Annotated in this window: 15 protein-coding genes; 11 read left to right on the forward strand and 4 right to left on the reverse strand. The window is 59.7% G+C overall.

Annotated features, from left to right (window positions below; translation table 11 throughout):
• Positions 1-23 precede the first annotated feature (23 nt).
• Complete coding sequence (locus AS031_RS01045; protein WP_141688721.1) at positions 24-1,415, reverse strand: hypothetical protein; 1,392 nt, start codon at positions 1,413-1,415, stop codon at positions 24-26.
• A 1,294-nt stretch (positions 1,416-2,709) separates the two neighbouring features.
• On the opposite strand from AS031_RS01045, the gene AS031_RS01050 reads away from it, so the two are divergent.
• From AS031_RS01050 to AS031_RS20265, 10 genes are all read left to right on the forward strand, one after another.
• Positions 2,710-3,900: a glycosyltransferase family 4 protein gene (locus tag AS031_RS01050; protein WP_228379531.1), complete on the forward strand. Its 1,191-nt coding sequence runs from the start codon at positions 2,710-2,712 to the stop codon at positions 3,898-3,900.
• Positions 3,897-5,660, forward strand: a complete 1,764-nt coding sequence (locus AS031_RS01055; protein WP_058266300.1) for a glycosyltransferase family 4 protein — start codon at positions 3,897-3,899, stop codon at positions 5,658-5,660. The genes AS031_RS01050 and AS031_RS01055 overlap by 4 nt, the downstream gene beginning before the upstream one ends.
• Positions 5,660-6,547, forward strand: coding sequence for an ABC transporter permease (locus AS031_RS01060; RefSeq protein ID WP_058266301.1), 888 nt, complete (start codon positions 5,660-5,662; stop codon positions 6,545-6,547). The genes AS031_RS01055 and AS031_RS01060 overlap by 1 nt, the downstream gene beginning before the upstream one ends.
• Entirely contained in the window at positions 6,534-7,424 is an 891-nt protein-coding gene (locus tag AS031_RS01065) for an ABC transporter ATP-binding protein (RefSeq protein WP_058266302.1), read from the forward strand. The genes AS031_RS01060 and AS031_RS01065 overlap by 14 nt, the downstream gene beginning before the upstream one ends.
• 3 nt (positions 7,425-7,427) lie before the next feature.
• Positions 7,428-9,332 carry a glycosyltransferase family protein gene (locus AS031_RS01070; RefSeq protein ID WP_058266303.1) on the forward strand — a complete coding sequence of 635 codons (1,905 nt, stop codon included), beginning with the start codon at positions 7,428-7,430 and terminating at the stop codon, positions 9,330-9,332.
• Positions 9,333-9,350: 18 nt separating this feature from the next.
• A complete protein-coding gene (gene wecC / locus AS031_RS01075; protein ID WP_058266304.1) occupies positions 9,351-10,604 on the forward strand; it encodes a UDP-N-acetyl-D-mannosamine dehydrogenase in 1,254 nt (417 codons plus the stop codon).
• Positions 10,601-11,428 (forward strand): hypothetical protein, encoded by an 828-nt coding sequence (locus AS031_RS01080; protein WP_141688722.1) that lies wholly within the window; start codon positions 10,601-10,603, stop codon positions 11,426-11,428. The genes wecC and AS031_RS01080 overlap by 4 nt, the downstream gene beginning before the upstream one ends.
• Complete coding sequence (locus AS031_RS01085; protein ID WP_058266306.1) at positions 11,425-13,707, forward strand: glycosyltransferase; 2,283 nt, start codon at positions 11,425-11,427, stop codon at positions 13,705-13,707. Before AS031_RS01080 ends, AS031_RS01085 begins: the two co-directional genes overlap by 4 nt.
• Positions 13,700-14,572 (forward strand): hypothetical protein, encoded by an 873-nt coding sequence (locus AS031_RS01090; protein ID WP_058266307.1) that lies wholly within the window; start codon positions 13,700-13,702, stop codon positions 14,570-14,572. The genes AS031_RS01085 and AS031_RS01090 overlap by 8 nt, the downstream gene beginning before the upstream one ends.
• Before the next feature lie 303 nt (positions 14,573-14,875).
• A complete protein-coding gene (locus tag AS031_RS20265; RefSeq protein ID WP_058266308.1) occupies positions 14,876-15,130 on the forward strand; it encodes a DapH/DapD/GlmU-related protein in 255 nt (84 codons plus the stop codon).
• Between the two features lie 36 nt (positions 15,131-15,166).
• Here the strand turns inward: AS031_RS20265 and AS031_RS01100 are convergent, their stop codons facing one another.
• The 3 genes from AS031_RS01100 to AS031_RS01110 all read right to left on the reverse strand — a co-directional run bounded on the left by AS031_RS01100 (position 15,167) and on the right by AS031_RS01110 (position 18,563).
• Positions 15,167-16,333: a right-handed parallel beta-helix repeat-containing protein gene (locus AS031_RS01100; RefSeq protein WP_074446896.1), complete on the reverse strand. Its 1,167-nt coding sequence runs from the start codon at positions 16,331-16,333 to the stop codon at positions 15,167-15,169.
• Positions 16,334-16,854: 521 nt separating this feature from the next.
• Positions 16,855-18,009 carry a non-hydrolyzing UDP-N-acetylglucosamine 2-epimerase gene (gene wecB, locus AS031_RS01105; RefSeq protein ID WP_058266310.1) on the reverse strand — a complete coding sequence of 385 codons (1,155 nt, stop codon included), beginning with the start codon at positions 18,007-18,009 and terminating at the stop codon, positions 16,855-16,857.
• 107 nt (positions 18,010-18,116) lie between these two features.
• Entirely contained in the window at positions 18,117-18,563 is a 447-nt protein-coding gene (locus AS031_RS01110; protein WP_058266311.1) for a YdcF family protein, read from the reverse strand.
• Positions 18,564-19,117: 554 nt separating this feature from the next.
• Here AS031_RS01110 and glmS point away from each other — a divergent pair.
• Positions 19,118-21,010 (forward strand): glutamine--fructose-6-phosphate transaminase (isomerizing), encoded by a 1,893-nt coding sequence (glmS, locus tag AS031_RS01115; RefSeq protein ID WP_058266312.1) that lies wholly within the window; start codon positions 19,118-19,120, stop codon positions 21,008-21,010.
• The last annotated feature ends 108 nt before the right edge of the window (positions 21,011-21,118 follow it).

A 21,118-nucleotide genomic window follows, 5' to 3' on the forward strand; every position in this document is an offset into this window, starting at 1 on the left:
TCGGCGTGGCCGACTATGGCTAGTCAGTATGTGAAATTCAGAACCGTAACGGTACCTGCCGTGAGCTTTATTGATTGCTCAGAGGATCCGTATTGAAATCCGGGAACGGTCAGACGTTCTGATACTGGCACCGGACCGGAGTCTCCTCCATCAATGACAGTTTTGTCTTCGGCGTCGAAGCTGGGGCCGCTGAGCTGAGTCATCGTCCCGGTCAGGGGCTGACCCGGCAACGTGATTTTAATGTCCGTCTGCGCAGCAACTGCAGGATCGTTCTGGTTGACGATAACCAAGCTGGTGCTGCCATCACTGTTCTTGAGTCCGTAACTGAATGCCAAGCCACCCCCCGAACTCTGGGTGTCGACGAACTTGCCACCCTCAAGGTCTGAGACGATTGCCAGTCCAAAGAAGTTGGCGCGGGCCTTGAACTCGCCGTTGGGCTGCAAGTAGGCACCGCCGCTGCAGAGCATCGACATGGGTGGGCCCCCCATACAGGTCAGCAGTGAGCTGTGGAAGCCGATGCGGGTGATTCCAAGCCGGGCGGCGTTGAGTACGTAGTCCGCCGTCCAGAGAGCCGAAGCGTGGGTGCGGGATGTCTCGTTGGAGCCCGGGCAGGCAGCGATGCCAGTTTCGGGAAGCCATGTTTCGAGTCCGGCTTCCTTGGCGGCGTTGAGGGCGGCCTTTTGGTAATCCTCTGCCCTCTGATGCATGAGCGGAGACATCAGATTTGCAATGGTAGGGGAAGCGGTGGGATCCGTCTTACCGTCGCAGCTGTAAAGCGGATAGTTGTGGAACGTGAAGATCTTTTTCTGCGGTATGTCCGCTTCGATAAACGGACCCCACCAGGCTTGGCTGTACGCCCCGGGGCCAGCAATTGCCACGTTGGGGGCAACAGCATGAATTTCTTCGGCGTAGGCCTGCAACTCCTTCACGTAATCTTCCGGAGTGTAGCCGCCCGGGCGCAGCCCGTTCGTTCCGTAGCCGTTTGGCTCGTTGCCGATCGTAATGCTGAGCAGTCGGTCCCCCAGGATTGACTGTGCATGCTTAGCCATGTCAGCCGCGCGTACGGGATCATAGTGTCCCAAGTCAACTGTCAGAGCAACCCTGGCATCGGTTGCCTGCAGGAGACCATTCAGTCGGTTTAAGTCGTCTGGTCCGACGGCACGAACAGGATGTGCTTTGTCGCCCTTATACGAGCTTGGGGCCTTTTCGCCGCTTGATGTCCAGAAGAACCGGCGGTCCACGGCGTTGCCGCCGAATCGAAGAACGGGGCCGTCGACTTCACTCAGGAGCTTCACCATTGAAGTGTTGTCGCGGCTGAGATCCGGATCGGCGAGGTCAGTAGCCTCAAGGCTGATGCCCGCCATCCCCTGGGGAAGGGAGCTTCCGGTTTCCTGGTCTGAGACCTGGACATCCATCGGTTCCACCTTTTGCAGCGGGGAGCCTGCTGGCGGACCGGGTTGCTCATAGAAAGCGACGGCAGGAGCGGGGGGAAGAGACCGGCTTGGTGTTGCCGTTGGCGTCGGCGACGCACTCGGTGCAGGAGGCGTGCAGCCGGTGAGCAACAGTAGGCCGAGCAGTCCACAAACAGCCAAGTTACGTCCCGAGGTGCTACGGCCTTGGTCTTGCATGCTCTTGGATCTTGGCCGGCTCTCCGGCTGACGTAGCGGAAAGTCCGGTCGGGGGATTCGCATGCGAAATGACTCCAGGATCTAGGCGGGCGTGGACTCAGCTTAGCGAACCACGGATACGAACAAATTCAATCCAGAGTGTGGACAAAGACCAAATGCGAATTTGTGATGTGCAACTCGCGATCAGCTTGGGGACATTAGTTGAAGATCGAAGAATGCAATCGTCGAGTATGCTAGGGCGTGAACTTTGACTTGACTCGGGTGCCCGCTCTATGACGCCCATGCCAAGCGATCTAACGATCTAAGACATGTCATACGGGGGAACAGTAGGCCATGGGGCGCGCATACGGGTGGATGAGAAAGCCGACGGCACGGTGGCTCGTCGGCGGTGCGGCGACCACTTTCTTGGTCCTTTCCATGTCTCTAAGCCCCGTTATCCCAGCGATTGCGGATGAGGCCACTCCGTCGCCGGACCCTGCGGTTACTGCACCGCCGAGCGAGGAGCCCACTCCTGAGCTGCCCTTGCCGACGGTTGATCCCGTCGTTCCAGTTCCCGTTCCGGAGGTGCCGCCAATCGGTGAAGTGGTGGTGCCGCCGGCAGCGCCCAGTGACGTGGCGCCCGCACCGGTAATCCCTCCACCTGGTCCTGTTGTTACCGATGTTCCGCCGCCTGCTCCTGCTGTTACGGCTGCACCTGCGGTCCCGGAGGAAGTCGAATCGCCCAAGGAATTAGTGCCGGAGCCCACTGTTGATGTAGCTTCCCCGGAGCCTACCTCGGCACCGGAATCTTCGGCCGCGGCTGTGCCTTCTGCTTCCTCCCCATCAGCGAGTCCCACCAACAGTACCCGGCAGGAGAGTACCTCCAGCCCGGTAGAGCAAGTGGTTTCGGCAGCTGCCGGCAGTCCTTTGGTCGTACAGTTGCTTACCATCGCTTTGCTCCTTGGAGCCGGATTCCTCTACTTCCGATTGCTTGGGTCGAGGAACCTCCGGACACCATCCAGGTCCGTCAAGTAAACGCCGGGCCCAATTGAGGAACGATGATCGGCCAGCTGAGCCGCGCCAAAAAATACGGCTCACGCTGTTGACGCACTCCTACTGGCCGGAAAACAGCCCGCCGCAACGTCGCTGGAGCGCCCTGGTTAAGGAGTTCAGCAGGCACGAGTGGGACATTGATGTAGTGACGCCTGTAGCCCACTCGCCTGCAGGCAGACGCAAGGACTTTTCCGCATCGGGTGGAAGGGTACTCCGCCGCCAGAGCGGACCCCACGGCGAGAAGGTACACCGGGTGCCGTTCCTGCCCCACGGGCGCAGGCACTTGTGGCGGCTCATCGACCAGTGTTTCTCCGCCATGTGGACAGTGCCCATTGGCTTGTTCACCCGCCCGTCCGATGTTGTCGTGGTCACGGTGCCCAGTCTTCCCATGATGGCTTCCGGCTATGTTCTGTCACGTCTGCGCCGCTTGCCGCTCGTTTTGGAGATGCGGGACGCCTGGCCCGACCTGGCACGCGATGCGCGCCTGGTGCAGGGAAGCGTCAAAAGTCTCTTCGAAGTGTTCGCGGACTTCGTGCAGCGCCGCGCCGATCTGGTGGTTACGGTCACTGACGGTTTTGCTGATGTTCTCAGGGCCCGCGGTGTGAAGAACGTTGCCACGATCTCCAACGGCCTTCACGTCGACTCCCTGCCAGTGCTGCCCACTCCGCCATTGGAGCGCGATGTCCTTGAGGTTCTGTACCTCGGAAATCACGGTGAAAGCCAGAATCTAGAAACCGCCATCCGGGCCAGTGCGATGGTAGGTGACCGGATGCACCTGCACATGGTGGGCTCCGGTTCCCGGAAAGCCGGGCTGCAGAAGCTCGCCCGCGAGCTGAAGGCTCCGGTGACTTTCCACCCCTCCCTGCACGGCCAGGATGTACTTGACCGTTATTCCTCGGCCGATACGTGCCTGGTGTCCCTCCGGGATGACTGGAAGTCCTTTGAGACAACCATCCCATCCAAGACCTACGAGGTTCTGGCTTTAGGGCGTCATGCAACGGCTGTGGTGCTGGGGGAGGCTGCCCGCCTGATTACCGAGGCGGACGGGGGAGACATCGTCCCCAACAATCCGAAAGTCCTGGCTGACTTGTGGCGCTCCATGGCTGACGATCGCAGCCGACTGGTTCGCACTGGATCGAGCCGCGCCTGGGTCCAAGAGCACGCAGACTATGGCGTCCTCTCCCATCGATACATGAACCTCCTGCTGGACCTCGTGGCTCGGGACGGAGCGCGGGCATGAGTCCTCTATACCGAAACCTGCGCCTCACCTGCCGGACTGTGATTGAGAACCTGGCGGACGATCCTTTTCATTTCATCCTGCAAACGTCGCGCAGGCTCCCCGCGCGGCTTGTCATCCCTGCCGCTCGGCGATTCCTTGGGGGCACTCCGAAAGGTTCTATTGCCGTACCCGTCCTGGTCGCTGAACTTCTGAGCGGAAATCAAACGGGCCTGCAGAGACGCCTTGAGTTGGCGCTCCAGCGCAAACCCCTGCCCCGCTCGGCGGTAAAACTGGCGGACATTGCGTTGTCGGCCCAGCAACCGGGGTATGCCGACCGGCTGCTGGCCGGCTCCTCGGGTAGAAAGGGCCATCCGGCGGTCCTTGCCAGGCGCCGCTGGTACTCCGGCTCGGTTAGCGATGCCATTGCTGCACTCGCGGGGGAAGAGGAGCCCGCGGGGGGACGAAAGGGGCAGCGCCAGCGCCTGGAGTCGGAAGCGGAGTTGCTGCGGGGGTGGACTCCGAAGCTTCGGAGCGCGCCCATGGTCCCCGTTCCGGACCGTGTGCTTCACCTGCTTACGAATTCCCTTCCGCACACCCGAAGCGGCTACGCCCAGCGGTCGCACTCGATTCTGCTGGCCCAAAAAGAAGCGGGCTGGGAACCACTTGCGGTCACCCGTGTCGGGTACCCCGTAATGGTCGGAAAGATCGCCGCCCGCGGCGAGGATGTGGTTGATGGCGTCACATACCGCCGCCTGCTCCCCGCGAAACTGGCTCCAACGCCCACCGGACGTTTGCAGCAGCAGGCCGAGGAATTGTTGCAACTCGCCCTCGAGTTCCGGCCCAGCGTTATTCACACCACCACTCACTACGTAAACGGGCTTGTTGCAAGGGCAGTAGCCAATGCGCTTGGTATTCCCTGGGTGTATGAAGTTCGCGGACAACTTGCCGACACATGGGCGTCAACCAGGGGACCGGAAGCCATCAAGAGCGAGCGGTACACCCTGTTCCAGGAGCGCGAAGCGGATCTCATGCAGTCTGCTGACTTGGTAGTGACACTCGGCGAAGCTATGAAGAAGAACATCATGGCTGCCCGGGTTCCGGAGGAAAAGATCATCATCGCACCTAACGCAGTTGGCGGCGAATATCTTCGGGAACCCCTCGATCTTGCCGACGCCCGGATACAGCTGGGGCTGGACCCCGACGACCAAATCATAGGCACCGTCAGCAGCCTCGTCCCGTATGAGGGACTTGACGATCTGATCGATGCCTTCACGCTCTTGGCACCGGTCTTTCCCCGGCTCAAATTGTTGATTGTAGGGTCCGGCGTATCCCTTCCGTCCCTGAAAGAGCAAGCGCGAAGGAGCGGTTTAGCATCGCGCATCACCTTTACTGGGCTGGTCACGCCAAATCTAGCCCGCGCGTACCACCAAGCCCTGGATGTCTTCGTGGTACCGCGTAAGGACCTGGACGTCACCCGATCTGTTACCCCCTTAAAGCCGGTTGAAGCGATGGCCAGCGGCCGGCCGGTGGTGGCCAGCGACTTACCTGCTTTGGCTGAAATCGTCCACAACGGTCATACTGGTTTGTTGGCGCCTGCCGATGACCCAGCCGCTTTGGCGGACGTTGTGGCTCCCCTCCTGCAGAATGCCGTCCTCCGGGACGCCTTGGGAGACGCTGGGCGTCAGCGGGTGCTGGCCACCCGTACGTGGGCCGCCAATGCTGCCGCCACCGTTCGGTCTTACCAGGCCATTGCAGAAGATCAATCGAGGAGAGCCCGCTAGTGTCCGCAAAGAAGGCTAAGCTGCCCGAGCCTGCGGCCATCCAGCCGCTCTCAGTGGACATGAGGAAACTTACCCGTGTCGGATCCCGGCCGGGGTTCTTCGAATACGTCGGCAAGCTCTGGGCCTACCGTCAATTCATCTTCTACGACGCCAGGGCCAGGGTACAGAGCGGCACTCGGCGGGACCGGTTAGGCAGCCTGTGGCTTCTCCTCAACCCGATTTTCAACGGGCTGACCTACTACCTGATCTTCGGCGTTCTGCTGCAAACCAGCAAAGGGATCGAGAACTTCGTCGGGTATCTGGTGGTAGGTATTTTCCTCTTTCAATTTAGCTCAGGTGCCATCACGGCCGGTGCCCGTTCCATCCGCACTGGCAAGGCAGTTGTCCAGGCTTTTAACTTTCCGAGGGCCGCACTGCCCTTGGGGGCCAACATCCGGGAGCTGCTCTCGGCAGTACCTTTGATCCTTGGAATGCTGCTGATCATCGTGGTCTTCCCGCCGGCCGAAACAATCTCCTGGCTTTGGCTGTTAGTGATTCCCGCGGTCTTCCTGCAGGGAATCTTTAACCTGGGCGTTGGCATGATTTTGGCCAGGGTTATCGCACGGGTCCACGATGTAACACATCTGCTGCCGTTTATCCTTCGCGCCTGGATGTACGCATCAGCCGTCTTTTACTCCTATGAACGGTTCATCACGGACCCCACCCTTCTTCAAATCATGACGCTCAACCCGCTCTTCAACGTCATCGACATCGTAAGGAAGTGCGTACTCTACGACACGCTCCCGGGCTGGCATTCGTGGACCAGCCTGGCGTGTGTAGCGCTGGGAGCCCTTGTCATCGGCTTCTTTTTCTTTTGGAAAGGAGAAGAGACATATGGCCGCGATTGACGAAACCTTCTTTCTCGATGGGCCGCCCTGCGTTGTCATCGATAGGGTCAAAATGACCTATAAAGTGGAGTCCTCCGATGAGAGGTCCGGTGCCGCCCGGGGGCTGAAGGGCCGGCTCCGGAAGGCGCTTGGACGGCCCAGCCGGGTTACCGTGACGGCTCTTAAAGAACTGTCCCTCGTGGTGGAGCGGGGCGAATCGGTCGGCATCATTGGCCGAAACGGTTCCGGAAAAAGCACCATGATGAAACTCATCAGCGGGCAGACGGCACCCACTGAAGGCGGTGTATACGCTTCCAGCACACCGATCCTCCTGGGAGTCAATGCGGCGCTCGTTCCGGAGCTGTCCGGAGACCAAAACGTTGTGCTCGGCTGCTTGGCGATGGGCATGAGCATGGAACAGATCGACGAGCAGTTCGACAGCATCGTGGAGCTGTCGGGCTTGGAATCCGCGATCTATCTCCCCATGAAGTCCTACTCATCAGGGATGGCCTCCCGGCTGCGGTTTGCAATTGCGGCGGCCGTCAACCCTGAAATCCTCCTCGTGGATGAGGCTCTCAACACAGGCGATGCCCAATTCAGCAGCCGCAGCAAGGCCAGAATGGATGAGTTGCGTGCGCAGGCAGGCTGCGTGTTCATTGTCAGCCACAGCCTTGAGACCATTCGGGACATGTGTACTCGTGTGATATGGCTGGACAAAGGTGAACTCATCATGGATGGTTCCCCAGAGGAAACCACAGACCGGTACCGTGACTTCTCTGCCCACCTGTCCAAGGGGAACAACATCAGTGCCACGAGGATCAAGGATGATGCCCGCGCTAACCTCGTTGCCACCCAGGTGTTGGAACGCACCAGCGGACGCCGGATGCAGGGGCGCTGATCCATGGCTGTCATCAAAACCATTCGCACCGCGGCCTGGCATTTCCGCTCCGGAGGGCCTGCCCAGGTCGGTGAGTGGCTGCGCCGGCGCCGTATCGAGGACGCGGCCGGCAGGAGCGGTTCGGTGACTGCAGCGCGGGCGAAGTCGCGGCGGAACTACGGGCAAGCGGTGTCGTTCGCGCCATACCGGGTTCCCGATCGTCAACCACGCCGCCAAGATTTGACTGTCGGCGTCATTCTCGACGATTTTTCTGCTTCGGCATTCTCATTCGAGTGGAACCTCTTGGTCCTGCAAAAGGACGAATGGCACCGGCAGCTGGCCGAAACTCGTATCGATTTCCTGTTCGTGGAGTCGGCCTGGAACGGCAACAAAGGGTCCTGGAAGTACCAATTGACCGGGTCGTCGGGACCGAAGCCGGAATTTCTCGCACTCATGCAGTGGTGCCGTGAGCACTCCATCCCCACAGTGTTTTGGAACAAAGAGGACCCGCCGCACTATGCAGACTTCCTGCCGGCGGCAAAGCAGTTCGATGTCGTCTTCACCAGCGATTCGGGGCGCATTCCGTTCTACGAGTCGGATCTGGGACATGACCGAGTCCAGACGCTACCGTTCGCGGCCCAGCCTGCTTTGCACAACCCCATCAGAATCAGCACAGACAGGCACAGCCGCGGGGTTGCGTTTGCTGGGATGTACTTTGCGCACAAGTACCCTGAGCGCCGCCAACAGATGGACATGCTGCTGGCCGCGGCCAGGAGTGTCGGCAGCCACGATGGGCCTGAACTGGAAATTTTCTCCAGGCAGCTCGGAGGGGATTCGAACTACCAGTTCCCCGTTCCGTTCAGTGAGCACGTTGTGGGAAGCCTGGACTACGCCCAGATGCTCACGGCGTACCGTTCTTACAAAGTGTTCCTAAACGTCAATTCAGTCGTCGGGTCGCCCAGCATGTGTGCCCGGAGAATTTTCGAGATTACGGCATCTGGAACGCCTGTGGTATCCGCTCCCAGCGCTGCAATTGCCCACTTTTTTGAGCCGGATGAAGTGCTGGTAGCCACTTCGGAAGAGCAGGCACATCACCAGATCCGTATGCTGGCCCGCAGTCCAGAGTTGAACGACAGGGTAGTCCACAAGGGCCAGCGGCAAATCTGGAAGGCGCACACCTATGCCCACCGGGCGGAAGCAGTTGTCGCCGCCGTTCTGCCAGAGCGGTCCAGCGCCGTGGCGCTGCCTTCTGTTAGTGCGTTAGTGTCCACTTTCAGGTCGCAGCAGCTGCAGCACGTCTTCGCTACTGTGGGCAGTCAACGGGGCGTTGACGTCGAGTTGGTGCTGCTGACGCACGGTTTCGTTGCTGACATGGACGAAATCAATGCGCTGGCGGAACGGTACGGCGTTGACCGGTACCAGGTCCTTACCGCAAAGCGCGATCTGCCCCTAGGCGCCTGCCTAAACCTCTGCGTCGGGGCTGCTGCCGGTGAGGTCTTGAGCAAAATGGACGACGACGACTATTACGGGCCCAACTATCTTGCGGATCTTCTCCATGCCCTGGAATATTCGCAGGCTGATGTGGTGGGAAAGCTCGCGCACTACATGCACTTCGCATCGAACAAGGCCACCATCCTGCGGATGAAGCACCTGGAACATACCTTCGGACGGACAGTGATGGGGCCCACGATCACCGGTCGCCGGGACGTCTTCAGGGCCCACCCCTTTGAACCGCTGAACCGCGGAGAGGACACAGCCTTCCTGAAAGCAGTGACGTCGGCCGGGGGCCGGGTTTACGCGTCCGACCGATACAACTTCTGCCAAATGCGCCATTCCGATGGGCATACCTGGGACGTTTCAGAAGAAGAACTGGCAGCATCTGGAGAGATCGCCTTTTTTGGCGATCCTGCAGAGCACCTGGATGTTTAACAATAATGAGGGGAAAAAATGACCAACATCGAATCTGTTGCAGTAATAGGCCTGGGCTACATCGGGTTGCCGACTGCGGCCGTTCTCGCTACCAACGGCATCAACGTCGTAGGCGTTGACGTAAACTTGGCCACCGTGGACGCGGTAAACCGTGGAGAAGTGCCCTTCGTTGAACCAGATCTTGCCGTTCACGTGGCCGGCGCAGTCAGCCAGGGGCATCTTAAGGCCACTACCGACACGCCTGCGGCCCAGGCCTACATCGTGGCCGTCCCCACTCCCTTCCAATCGGACCGGTCCGCGGATCTTAGCTATATCGAGGCCGCTGCCCGGGGAATCGCGCCCCAGCTGCAGGGCGGCGAGTTGGTGATCCTTGAGTCGACTTCCCCGCCGGGTGCTACCCGAAGGATGGCCGACGTAATTCTCGAACTGCGGCCTGATCTTAGCCTCGATGGAGCGCCCGGCACGCAGGCGGTCCATTTTGCCCATTGCCCGGAGCGGGTGCTCCCAGGGCGGGTCATGATCGAACTGGTAACCAATGACCGCATTGTCGGGGGCCTCACTCCGGAAGCTGCGAGGATGGCCAAAGACCTGTACTCCGTCTTCTGCCAGGGTGAAATCCTCGTAACGGACGATAAGACGGCCGAAATGGCCAAGCTCGTCGAAAACTCATACCGGGACGTCAACATTGCCTTCGCGAACGAGCTGTCCATTATCAGCGAAAAAATTGGCATCGACGTGTGGGAACTGATCCGCTTGGCGAACCACCACCCCCGCGTAAACATTCTTCAGCCGGGCCCGGGTGTAGGCGGCCACTGCATCGCGGTTGATCCATGGTTCATCGTTGCCGCCGCACCCGATGAGGCACGTCTAATCCGCACCGCGCGCGAAGTGAATGATGCAAAGCCGGAGTGGATCTTCCAACAGATTCTTTCGGCTCTTGCAGGCGTGGCGGACGACGCCGAAATTGCCGTCCTTGGTCTCGCCTTCAAAGCCAACATTGATGATCTGCGTGAATCGCCTGCTGTTGGCATCGCAAACCACCTCGCTGAGGCGCTGCAAAACAGGAAGATCAATGTTGCGGAGCCTCACATTCAAAAGCTTCCCCGCCAGCTTGCGGGCAGGAGCAACGTTGAATTGTTGTCCATCGAGGAATCGATAGACAGGTCTGAGGTGGTTGTGGTTTTGGTGGACCACGATGACGTAAAGAATGTCTCGTCCGATTCTCTCGCGGGAAAGACAGTTATCGATACCCGTGGAGCGATCCTGGCATGAGTTCGCTGCCCGCCGGCCTGCCTGCCACTGCAGCACGCACCATTGGACTTGAAGCGACAGAGGACCTCGCGGAAGCTGGTCCGCTGGCAGGGCCAGCTGTAGTACTGAGCAGTACTGAGTCAGCTCCGGAGGAGATCCTCACCGTACACTCCGATGCTGTCATTGTTTGCAGCATGCAGGATTTCCTCGCCATGCCAGAGGTTGGCGTCGGCCACTATGCGGTGACCTCTTCCGGACTTGGCCTAGCCATGGAACTGCTGGAATCAGGAAGCCTGGACCCTTCCCTCCCGATCCTTTGGACACTCCAGCTTCCACTGTTTGAGACTTTGGATAAGTTGCAGACTGTCGGTCTTCCGCATGCTTCCACCGTGTACAGCGTCGGCGGCGACACCATGAATACCTTCGTGGTAACTGCTGCCGGTTCTGGGGTCACCCTCGATCCTGAAAGCTTCAGGGCGGGCGTTGAAGTGGGCGGAAGCCTGATGCGGCGGCGAACAGAGGCTGGCGACGCGCGTGTCACGGCTTGGGCCAACCAGGAATTGGAGTTGCTGCGTCGAAAGCATCTCAGCGTGCTCGAACTTTTGTCACCTGCGGCGGAAGCTGTGCCTGCCGTGGGCTCCGGCACCGCGAATGCAGATTCGCGCTCATCCGACATCAAGCGGTTGGAGAATGACCTCGTTCTTCTCAAGCGCCGCTATGACGCCCTGGAGCGGAAGTATGCGGCGTTGTCCAAGTCCCGGCTGGGTGCTCTGACACTTCGGATGTGGGACCGTCGGAATCCCCGAAACAAGAATGCCAGCGCTACGAAAGACGGCGAAAAGTGAAGCAGCTTAGCCAGACGAACACTATGGTCCTGACCGATCCGGACTACGGGGCGACAATGCTTCTGGACAGCACGGCCCGTACGGCTGAAATAGCTGCCCTCCGGAATTCTTTGAAGAACAGTCCCGCCGCGGGGGATCAGTCTTCCACCGACCTGGTTAATGGGGTGAGTGTCATCATTCCCAGCTACCGTGGGCGTGACCGCATCCTGGTCACCCTTCAATCCCTTATCGAGCAGGCGCTCGATCCTGCCTCGTTTGAAATTGTGCTCGTGATTAACGGCGAAGATGACGGTACGTTCGGCCTGGTGACCTCGCTGCGGGAGGCCCACCCTGAGCACAATTTCAGAATCCTTTACCAGAGCAAGCCGAGCGCGGGTGCGGCCCGCAACCTGGGGATCATGGCGGCGACCTTCCGGTACCTTACCTTCTTGGACGACGACGACTACGTCGGGACCGCGTTTCTGTCAGCGTTGCTCGAGTCCGCCGCACCGAACACGGTCTCCGTGGCCCCCATCATCAACGTCTCCAGCATGGGGGAAGAAGATCTACAAAATGCGCTGAACCTGCAGATCACCGCTCGTGGGTCCAAGACTTTCAAGTTCAATGCCGTCAGCAGCATTCTGGGATTCAATGCTTGCAAGCTGATTCCAACGGCCGCGGCCAGGCGGGTCTCTTATTCCGAAGGTCTCAGAAGCGGCGAGGACATCTGCTTCATGGCTAAACTGGCCGTGACAAACAACTTCGACGCCGTAGTAGCATCCAACGACGCCTCCGCTGCTTACTATCGTGTCCTGCGCGATGAATCAATTTCCCGGCAGCCTCTGGACTTCGACTTCGCGGTCCAGCAGAGGTTGGAGGTCATCAGTGAGCTTGAGGCCATGCGCAGTTGGGATTCGTCGGCAAACGATGTGCTCGTGTCAGGGCTGATTCGTTCTCAGTCGAATTTTGTAAGGCGCTACCTGGACGAGCACCCCCAAGACCGCGCAAAGGTCGTAGACAGCGTTGAATCCTTTGATTTCAAGGACTTCCCTTGGGCCAAGATCAACGAGGGAACTGCGCGGGATCTCGTCATCAGCTACTGTTTCGCGCCATATTCGGACACGAGCGCCGTGATCGCAGCCAAAGCGGTTGTGGAGCGCGGCAACGTCGTTGATGTCATCTATAACAACATGTCGGCAGTACGCCGAAAAGACAACAACCTGGAGGCCATTGCCGGTCGCTTCGTCGATGCGGCAATCGAAGTCAACGCACCCGCATCCTTCTCAGGCTGGTCGCAGATTTCTGAATTCGTTGAAAAGGGCATCGCTATCGCCGATAGGCGCGACGCTCTGATCGGAGGGTACAGATCCGTATACAGCCGCGTGCTGTGGCCGGGCTCGCACTTCCTGGCCGCGCTGTTCAAAATCAGGCACTCCGGCGTCACCTGGACGGCAGAGTTCTCCGATCCGCTGAGCACGGACGCCAACGGGTCCATGCGCCGCGGAGATCTCGTCCGTGACGAGGCATTCGAGGTCTTGCGCCGCGCGGTAACGGCTAAAGGCTTTCCCGCCCTCGAAACCGACAGTCTTTTCACTTGGTGCGAGTACTTGACTTATATCTTGGCCGACGAGTTGGTCTTCACCAACACCAATCAGCTTTCGTACATGTTGGATCACGTCAGCGATAAGCGGCTGAGGAAAATGATCGAAAAGAAGGCGACCGTGCGCGTGCACCCCACACTGCCTCCGCGTAGCTATCGCATCCTCCCGTCGAAGTACCCACTCTCGGAAGCCGTCGTCAATATCGCCTACTTTGGCGCATTTTACGAGAACCGCGGGCTTCATGAGGTGTTGACGGCGCTGGCAAACTCATCACCCGAGGTCCGCCGCCGGCTCCGCCTTCACGTGTTCACGAACAAACCCGACGAGCTTGAAGGGCAGATTCACAACTTTGGCCTTGCCGGAGTCGTAAAGTCGCAGGGATACCGCCCGTACCTGGAGTTCCTGAATCTTGCGACGCAGTTTGATGTCCTGCTTGTCAACGACGTCGAGCGCACAGGGGAAATGTCCATCAATCCGTTCCTTCCCTCTAAATATTCTGATTACAAGGGGGCAGACAAACCGATATGGGGTCTGGTGGATGAAGGGAGCGCACTGAGCCGTGAATCTCTGGCCTACATGTCACGTGTTGGCGACGGACCGGGTGCCCTGGGAGTCATCAATCAGATCCATCGCTCACGTTTCCCGTCCACACCTCGGCAGGATCTAGAGGCAGGAAGGACCGGGCAAGTTCATGCGTGAGGATTGGGACGAACAGTACAAGGCACCAATCCGCCGATGGGCATCTGTGGCAGACCTGCGGGTTCGAGGCCGTGAGCGCCACATCGTGGAACCGGGACAAGGCGAAAGCTACCCCTTGGACTGCCTCGTAGTTCCGAAGGATTCCCCGACCCTGGTTGTGGCACTGCACGGTGCCCTCAACCGGGAGGTCTACACGCTGCCGCGCTTCGAGTGGGCCACAACGCTCGGTCACCGGACCGAGAGCCTGCTGTTTTTGGCAGACACAGCCCTGCAGGCGAGCGACGACCTTAAGCTCGCTTGGTACACCGGCAACGAGTCGGACGATCTGACGTCCAGGTATGCGGCTCTGATCCGCAGTACAGCGGTGCAGTGCGGGGCGTTCAACGTGCTGCTGCTGGGATTTTCCGGAGGGGGCTTCGCTGCCCTTGCACTCGCCGCGCAGCTTGAAAACTCCGTGGCTTTGGCATTTTCGCCGCAGGTGTCCATAGGCAAGTACTACCAAGTCTTTGCGGATCAATACGTCGCATCAGTTTTTCCGCAGTACGACTCCTTCGAAGCTCTGGTAGAAGCCCATGGCCGCCGCGTTAGTGTCCTGGAACGCTACAAAGACCCCGCCGTGACAGCACGCTTCGTGTACGTGCAGAACAGCGGCGACCGGCATCACGTTGAAAATCATTTCAAACCGTTCCATGAGCTGGTGCACGGACGGCCCGGAGCCACTTTTATCCTCACCCATGAGTCCGACTCCCACACCGTTCCCTCCAGGAAAAGTGTGGGGGAGATGCTGGATCAGTGCGTGGCGTCATTCAGCCACGCTTCTGGGGGAGAAGCCCGGCCTGCGTCGGTGGGGAAGGGCGGGCGTTAGGTGCAAGACTTCTTACATGAGTTAGATGTTCTGAAGAGGGAGGTTGCAGAACTTAGGCAACTCTTATCCGCATCAGCTCCGCGACGCGAGGCCTGGATCCCGAATGACACCTTTATCGGCGAGAACTGCAATATCGCGCCCACGGTCCAGTTCATGTCCGGGGAGAACCGCGAAATCCGGGTTGGTAACCGGACAAACATCTACCGTGGGACTGAAATTACCGGACCCGTAACCATAGGGGACGGGTGCCTGATTAACCGTGACGGTTACCTCAGAAGCAACACGACTCTGGGAAACAACGTCATGGTCGGCCCGTTCACGCGATTCGTTACTGATTCCCACGAAGTAGGACCGACGCAGAAGCGTGGAGGGGCCAATAAGTGGCCTCCCATCCACGTAGGCGACGGCACCTGGATCGGGGCAAGCGTCACCGTCCTTGGCGGGGTGAACATCGGGAAAGGCTGCATCATTGCGGCCGGAGCCGTAGTCGCAGCTGACGTACCGGACAACAGCCTCGCCGGAGGCGTTCCGGCGAAAGTCATCAAGGCCCTCCCTTAGCACCGGTCATGGCAGGTCGCGAGCAAATACGAGCGGTCAGGTTCGGCTGGAGTTCATTTCCGTGAGCGCCCCTGTGCCCGTATTTGTTACGCAGACTGTGCGGGCCTTGTTCATATTTACGTTGAGCCGCATCACGATGCCCATGTTAGTCGTGTTGGCACTAAACGAGGGTGCTGTGTTGACGCCGCCGTGATGCGCGTTACTTTGTATCAGTAACGCGTTGCTGTTGCCTATGGCAATTGCCGTTCCGCCCCCAAATATCGTATTGCTCGCTGCGACGCTGTCTGCGACGTAGTTGAGGAAAATGGAGACGAAGTTTTTGCCGTCGTCTTGCCTTATAACGTTGTTCTTGACGATGGCACCGGCCGCTGGTGACCCCTCCGTGCCCACTAGATTGATTGCCATGCCGAGGGCATTTGGAGAAATGCGATTGTCTGAGATGGTAACGGAGTTAGACCTTATGACGTCGATCGAGTTGGCAGGGTAGGCGGACTGGTTGCCTCCTCGGCCCAGTGTGTTGTTGACGATTCTCACGTCACTGGCCTGCACCTTGATAAATCGTCGCGACACATTCGAGATTTCGTTGTCTGAGATCGTGACGTCAGCAGGAGGGTTCGACGCTGATCCGTCATAGAACAGAATCTGGATGGCGTCACCTTCCTCGCCTGTGATGTTTTCAATGGTGTTCCCGGTGATTAGCGACTCGCTCGTTGAAGCCGCGTTGTTCGTCAGGACAATCCCGCGTGCGGCGCCGTTGTTGTTTCCTAGGACCTTATCTCCGGTTGCTTTCACGTTGCGGATGATGTTTTGGCGTATGACGCATCCTCCACCAGTAGAGACTTCAATGCCCCGCGCTGTGCTGGTTGTTGAGTAGATATTCTCGACGATGCTCGACTCGACGAGCGCCCCTGCTGCAGCGACCTTGATGCCGTAGTTGGCCTTATTATTTCCATCGATGTGAACCGTGAGTCGGGCATTGGCTCCCAGCACGGTGAGGACGATGATGTCCTGTGCATCGGCAATTATCCGCGCATTGCGCATCAACAGTTGTCTGTTGTCTCCGGCAAGGGTCAGGCCAGATGTAATCCGGTACGTTCCGTCCGTCAGTGCTACACCGCCTGCTGCAAGCCAAGCTTTTAGCGCGTTGGTATCGTCCGTTTGTCCGTCACCGACCGCGCCATAATCCCTAGCGTTGATGCTCAAATCGCGTTTCCTGACGAATGTGGCTGAAAGATCCGGCAGCTGACCCATAGGCAGTTTGGACGATGGATCTAAGGTAGCCACCCCGTAGGCAGCTCCCTTTTCTGCCAAGGGTACAAAACCAGAGCCTGTAGTTTGAGGATTCGACGCAGCTTCAGCGGGAGCCACACCAAAGCCTTGGACGGCTGACGTGCCTGTCAGGGCCGCTAAGAAGGTACCCAGCCGCAGTAGTTCGCGCCTGCGTGGGAGGGATCCCTGATGAGGAGACGCGGAGTTGTCCCGCGATGCCCTACCCATTGCGCTCTTCCCTCGCATCCGTGCCGAAAGTAGTCATTTCGGATGCTGTGCCTGGAGCAAACATATGCGCCTCTCTAACTCACTTTCGTCGTCTCCATAAGCTAGGAGGGCGAACGCAAATCAGACACAGTGGGAAGTACCTGTTTGTTGCGGTTGGAACACTGGGACCTGGGCGAAAGCACCTAGGTTGTGGGACCGAAGGTGAACCGCAGTCAGCCCAACTGCAACTAAAATGAAGCGGAGTACTCGAATTCGGCCGTGCGGCGTCCCACACCCAGCAATTGCGCAATTGCGGCAACTGTTCGGCTGGCCGCCAAGCCGTCGCCGTATGGATTGACGGCATTTGCCATGGAATCGTAATGCTCTTGGTCATGGAGCAGTCGGTAAACCTCTTTGAAGATTCTCTCTTCGTCCGTGCCGATGAGGGCGACAGTTCCGGCATCAACTGCCTCAGGCCGCTCCGTATTTTCACGCATTACCAATACAGGCTTACCGAGGCTGGGCGCCTCTTCCTGAACCCCGCCTGAGTCGGTAAGGACCACGTGGGACAACGAGAGCATACGGGTGAATTCGCCGTAGGACAACGGCTCGGTGACAATGACGTTGTCTTTGCCTTCAATGGCGGGAAGAACAGCTTCACGAACCACGGGATTCCGGTGCGCCGGCAGAACGATGGCCAGGTCCGGTTCTGAATCTGCAATTCGCGCCAAAGCACGGCCCATGCCGCGCATGGCGTCGCCCTGGTTTTCACGGCGGTGGGTAGTGACCAGAAGGATCCTGCGTCCGCTGTTTGCGAGCATCTCAAGCTGTGGGTCGGAGAACGGGACGTGCTTGTCCACGGTGGTCAGCAGCGCATCGATCACCGTGTTACCGGTGATCACGATGTTCGCTCCATCGATACCTTCGGCCAGGAGATTCGCTTTGCTGGTGCTGGTGGGAGCCAAGTGGAGGCTGGTGATTTGGCTGGTGATCTTCCGATTGGCTTCCTCTGGGAAAGGCGACATAAGATCGCCGCTGCGCAGCCCGGCTTCGACGTGAACTACGGGGATGCCATGATAGAAGGCGGCAATGGCGGCCGCTGTGGAGGTTGTGGTGTCGCCCTGGACAATAACCGCGTCCGGCTTGCTTTCGGTGAACAGTTTGTCCAATCCGTCAATGGTTCGGGTCATGATGGCCGAGAGTGACTGGCGCTGCTGCAAGATATTGAGATCGTGGTCGGGGACGATGCCGAAAAGATCGTTGACCTGGTCCAGCATTTCCCGGTGCTGGCCCGTTACTGTCACTACGCAGTCAAAATCGGCGGATTCCTGCAGTGCGATGACAATGGGTGCCATCTTGATGGCTTCTGGACGCGTGCCGTAGATAGGCATGACTGTAGGCATGGATTTCCCCCAAGAAAGGCTGTGTGTGACCACCCGATGTTACAACAACGTCACGTGAAGCATGCATTTGCGCGGGGTGTCTGGAGGCATGTCAGCTGTGAGAGCCGCTATTGCCGGTCAGCGTTGGCTTCGCCGACGCATTCCGGCCTCAGTATCACGTCGAGCAGGCCGCCGCTCTCAATGACGAACCGGTCCAGCCACTGTTTGGGGTTGAAGTCGGGGGTTGATCCCACAGTGTCCACCTGGGCATGGGTGCACTGCCTTATAAGTGTCCCGGCCCTTGCCACGTGATAGCGGGAGGTGACAACGGTGATGTCGGTCCATCCCTGGGCATTAACCAGGCGGCCGATGGCCCGGGCCTCACCCCGGGTATCTTTCGTTTCGAGGTCAAGGCATATCAGCCAACGTGGCTTCGCGGCTTCGTCATGGCACATGGCGTCCGCGCTGGCGTTGCCGGGGGTGCTGCTATGCGAAATCACAAGGAAGGGTATACCGAGCGATGCGCGCCGTTCCTCAGCCAACGGGAGCCGTTCGGTGCTCGCGCCGCCTAGCATGATGACAGCGTCGGTCCGTGAAGCTGATGGGGCTGGTGGGCAGTAGAACACCAAGAATGCAAGGGCAAGCCACAGGCCTAATGAGATCCAGGCCGTCGCGAGCGCCCGGCGCGCGAAAAGTATGAAGCCAACGGAATCGGGCACATTCTAGTTTGTCATGAGTATCAGTGCGCGATGGAACCGAGTGGGTCGTACCCAAAAAACTACGCCGCGGGAGTCAGGGCGCGCCTCTGTACTAGCAACCGGAGGCCGTGAGAAGTCCGAATGGCGCAGCGCAGATGGACCCCGTCTGCGTTGGCCGGTCCGGGACGAACACCAACTCAGTGGTAGAAACACTGGATGAGGATTAAGTTGCCCCGCGCGGATGACCATCTGGTTGCTGACTGCGCGCATCAGTTTGTTGGACTGTGCCCACGCTGCGCGGCGGAGGAAGCTAGGGGGACCGCTGGCCCCTCGCGTGCCGTCAGGGCTGGCTTCATGTGTGACGAGGAACATCCCGGCGGCGCCCGGCCTTGCGCCGACGAGGGATTCGAAGATAGGTAGGCTAAGGCCCTATGTGTGGAATCGTGGGTTATGTAGGCCGTTCTGTTGACGGTGCGGTTGATGGTCACAGCGCCTTGGACGTTGTCCTTGAGGGTTTGCGCCGGCTGGAGTACCGCGGTTATGACTCTGCCGGTGTTGCCGTGGTGTCCGAGGGCGCTATTGAGGCGCGGAAGAAGTCCGGGAAGCTGAGCAACCTGCTGGCTGAGCTGGAGGAGCGTCCGTTGCCGGAGACCCTGACGGGCATCGGCCACACCCGGTGGGCCACCCACGGTGGTCCTACGGACCGCAACGCGCACCCGCACTTGGCCGATGAGGGCAGGCTCGCGGTGATCCATAACGGCATTATCGAGAACTTTGCCGAGCTCAAGCTCGAGCTGCTGGACAAGGGCGTGAAGTTCCTGTCCGAGACGGACACCGAGGTTGCTGCCGCGCTGCTGGCGGACATTTTCCGGAACCAGCTTGGCGGGGACGTCTCCAACGGCGGCCTGACACGCGCCATGGAGCTGGCCTGCCAGCGCCTTGAGGGTGCTTTCACGCTGCTGGCCGTGCACGCGGACCAGCCCGACGTCGTGGTCGCTGCCCGCCGCAACTCACCGCTGGTGGTTGGCCTGGGCGAGGGGGAGAACTTCCTGGGTTCGGACGTGTCCGGGTTCATCGATTACACCCGCCGCGCGGTGGAGCTGGGCCAGGACCAGATCGTTACCATCACCGCGGACACGGTGGAGATCACCGACTTCTTCGGGAACCCTGCCGCCGGCAAGGAATACCACGTGGATTGGGACCCGGCGTCGGCGAAGAAGGGCGGCTTTTCCTCCTTCATGGAGAAGGAAATCCATGACCAGCCCGACGCCGTGGCGCAGACCCTGCTGGGCCGCTCCGACCTCGAGGGCAAGCTGACCCTGAGCGAGCTGCGGATTGATCCGGAGCTGCTGAAGAAGGTCAACAAGATCATCGTCCTGGCCTGCGGCACCGCCGCGTATGCGGGCACGGTGGCGAAGTACGCGATTGAGAACTGGTGCCGGATCCCCACCGAGGTGGAGCTGGCGCACGAGTTCCGCTACCGGGACCCGATCCTGGACGAGAACACCCTGGTGGTGTCCATTTCCCAGTCCGGGGAGACCATGGACACCCTGATGGCCGTCCGGTACGCCCGGGAGCAGGGCGCGAAGACCATCTCGATCTGCAACACCAACGGTTCGACCATCCCGCGTGAGTCCGACGCCGTGCTGTACACGCACGCCGGCCCGGAAATCGCCGTCGCCTCCACCAAGGCGTTCCTGGCCCAGATCACCGCTGCGTACCTGCTGGGCCTGTACCTGGCGCAGCTGCGGGGGAACATCTTCTCCGGCCAGATCGCGGACGTCCTGGCGGACCTGAACAAGATCCCGGCGAAGATCCAGACCATCCTGGACAACGCCGGGCCGCTGCGTGAACTGGCCCGGTCCATGGCGGACGAGAAGTCCGTGCTGTTCCTGGGCCGGCACGTGGGCTACCCGGTGGCCCTGGAAGGTGCGCTGAAGCTCAAGGAGATCGCGTACATCCACGCCGAGGGGTTCGCCGCCGGCGAGCTCAAGCACGGCCCGATCGCGCTGATCGATGAGGGCCAGCCGGTATTCGTGGTGGTCCCGTCCCCGCGCGGCCGCGACTCGCTGCACGCCAAGGTGGTCTCCAACATCCAGGAGATCCGTGCCCGCGGTGCCCGGACCCTGGTCATCGCCGAGGAAGGCGACGAAGCCGTCAAGGCCTACGCCGAGCACGTCTTCTACGTCCCGGAAACCCCCACCCTGCTCATGCCGCTGCTGACCACCGTCCCGCTGCAGATCTTCGCCGCCGAACTCGCCGCCGCGAAGGGCTACGACGTGGACCAGCCCCGCAACCTCGCCAAGAGCGTCACCGTCGAATAGCAGGGCCTTCCGGCGGCCCTCGTCAAGCATGATGGCCGCCGGAGCCAAGTAGCGGGTTTGGCCCAAGTAGTGGGCCCTTTGCGATACGAGTACCGTCCACCCTTTCTT

The sequence above is a fragment of the Pseudarthrobacter enclensis genome (genome assembly GCF_001457025.1).
Lineage (GTDB): Bacteria > Actinomycetota > Actinomycetes > Actinomycetales > Micrococcaceae > Arthrobacter > Arthrobacter enclensis.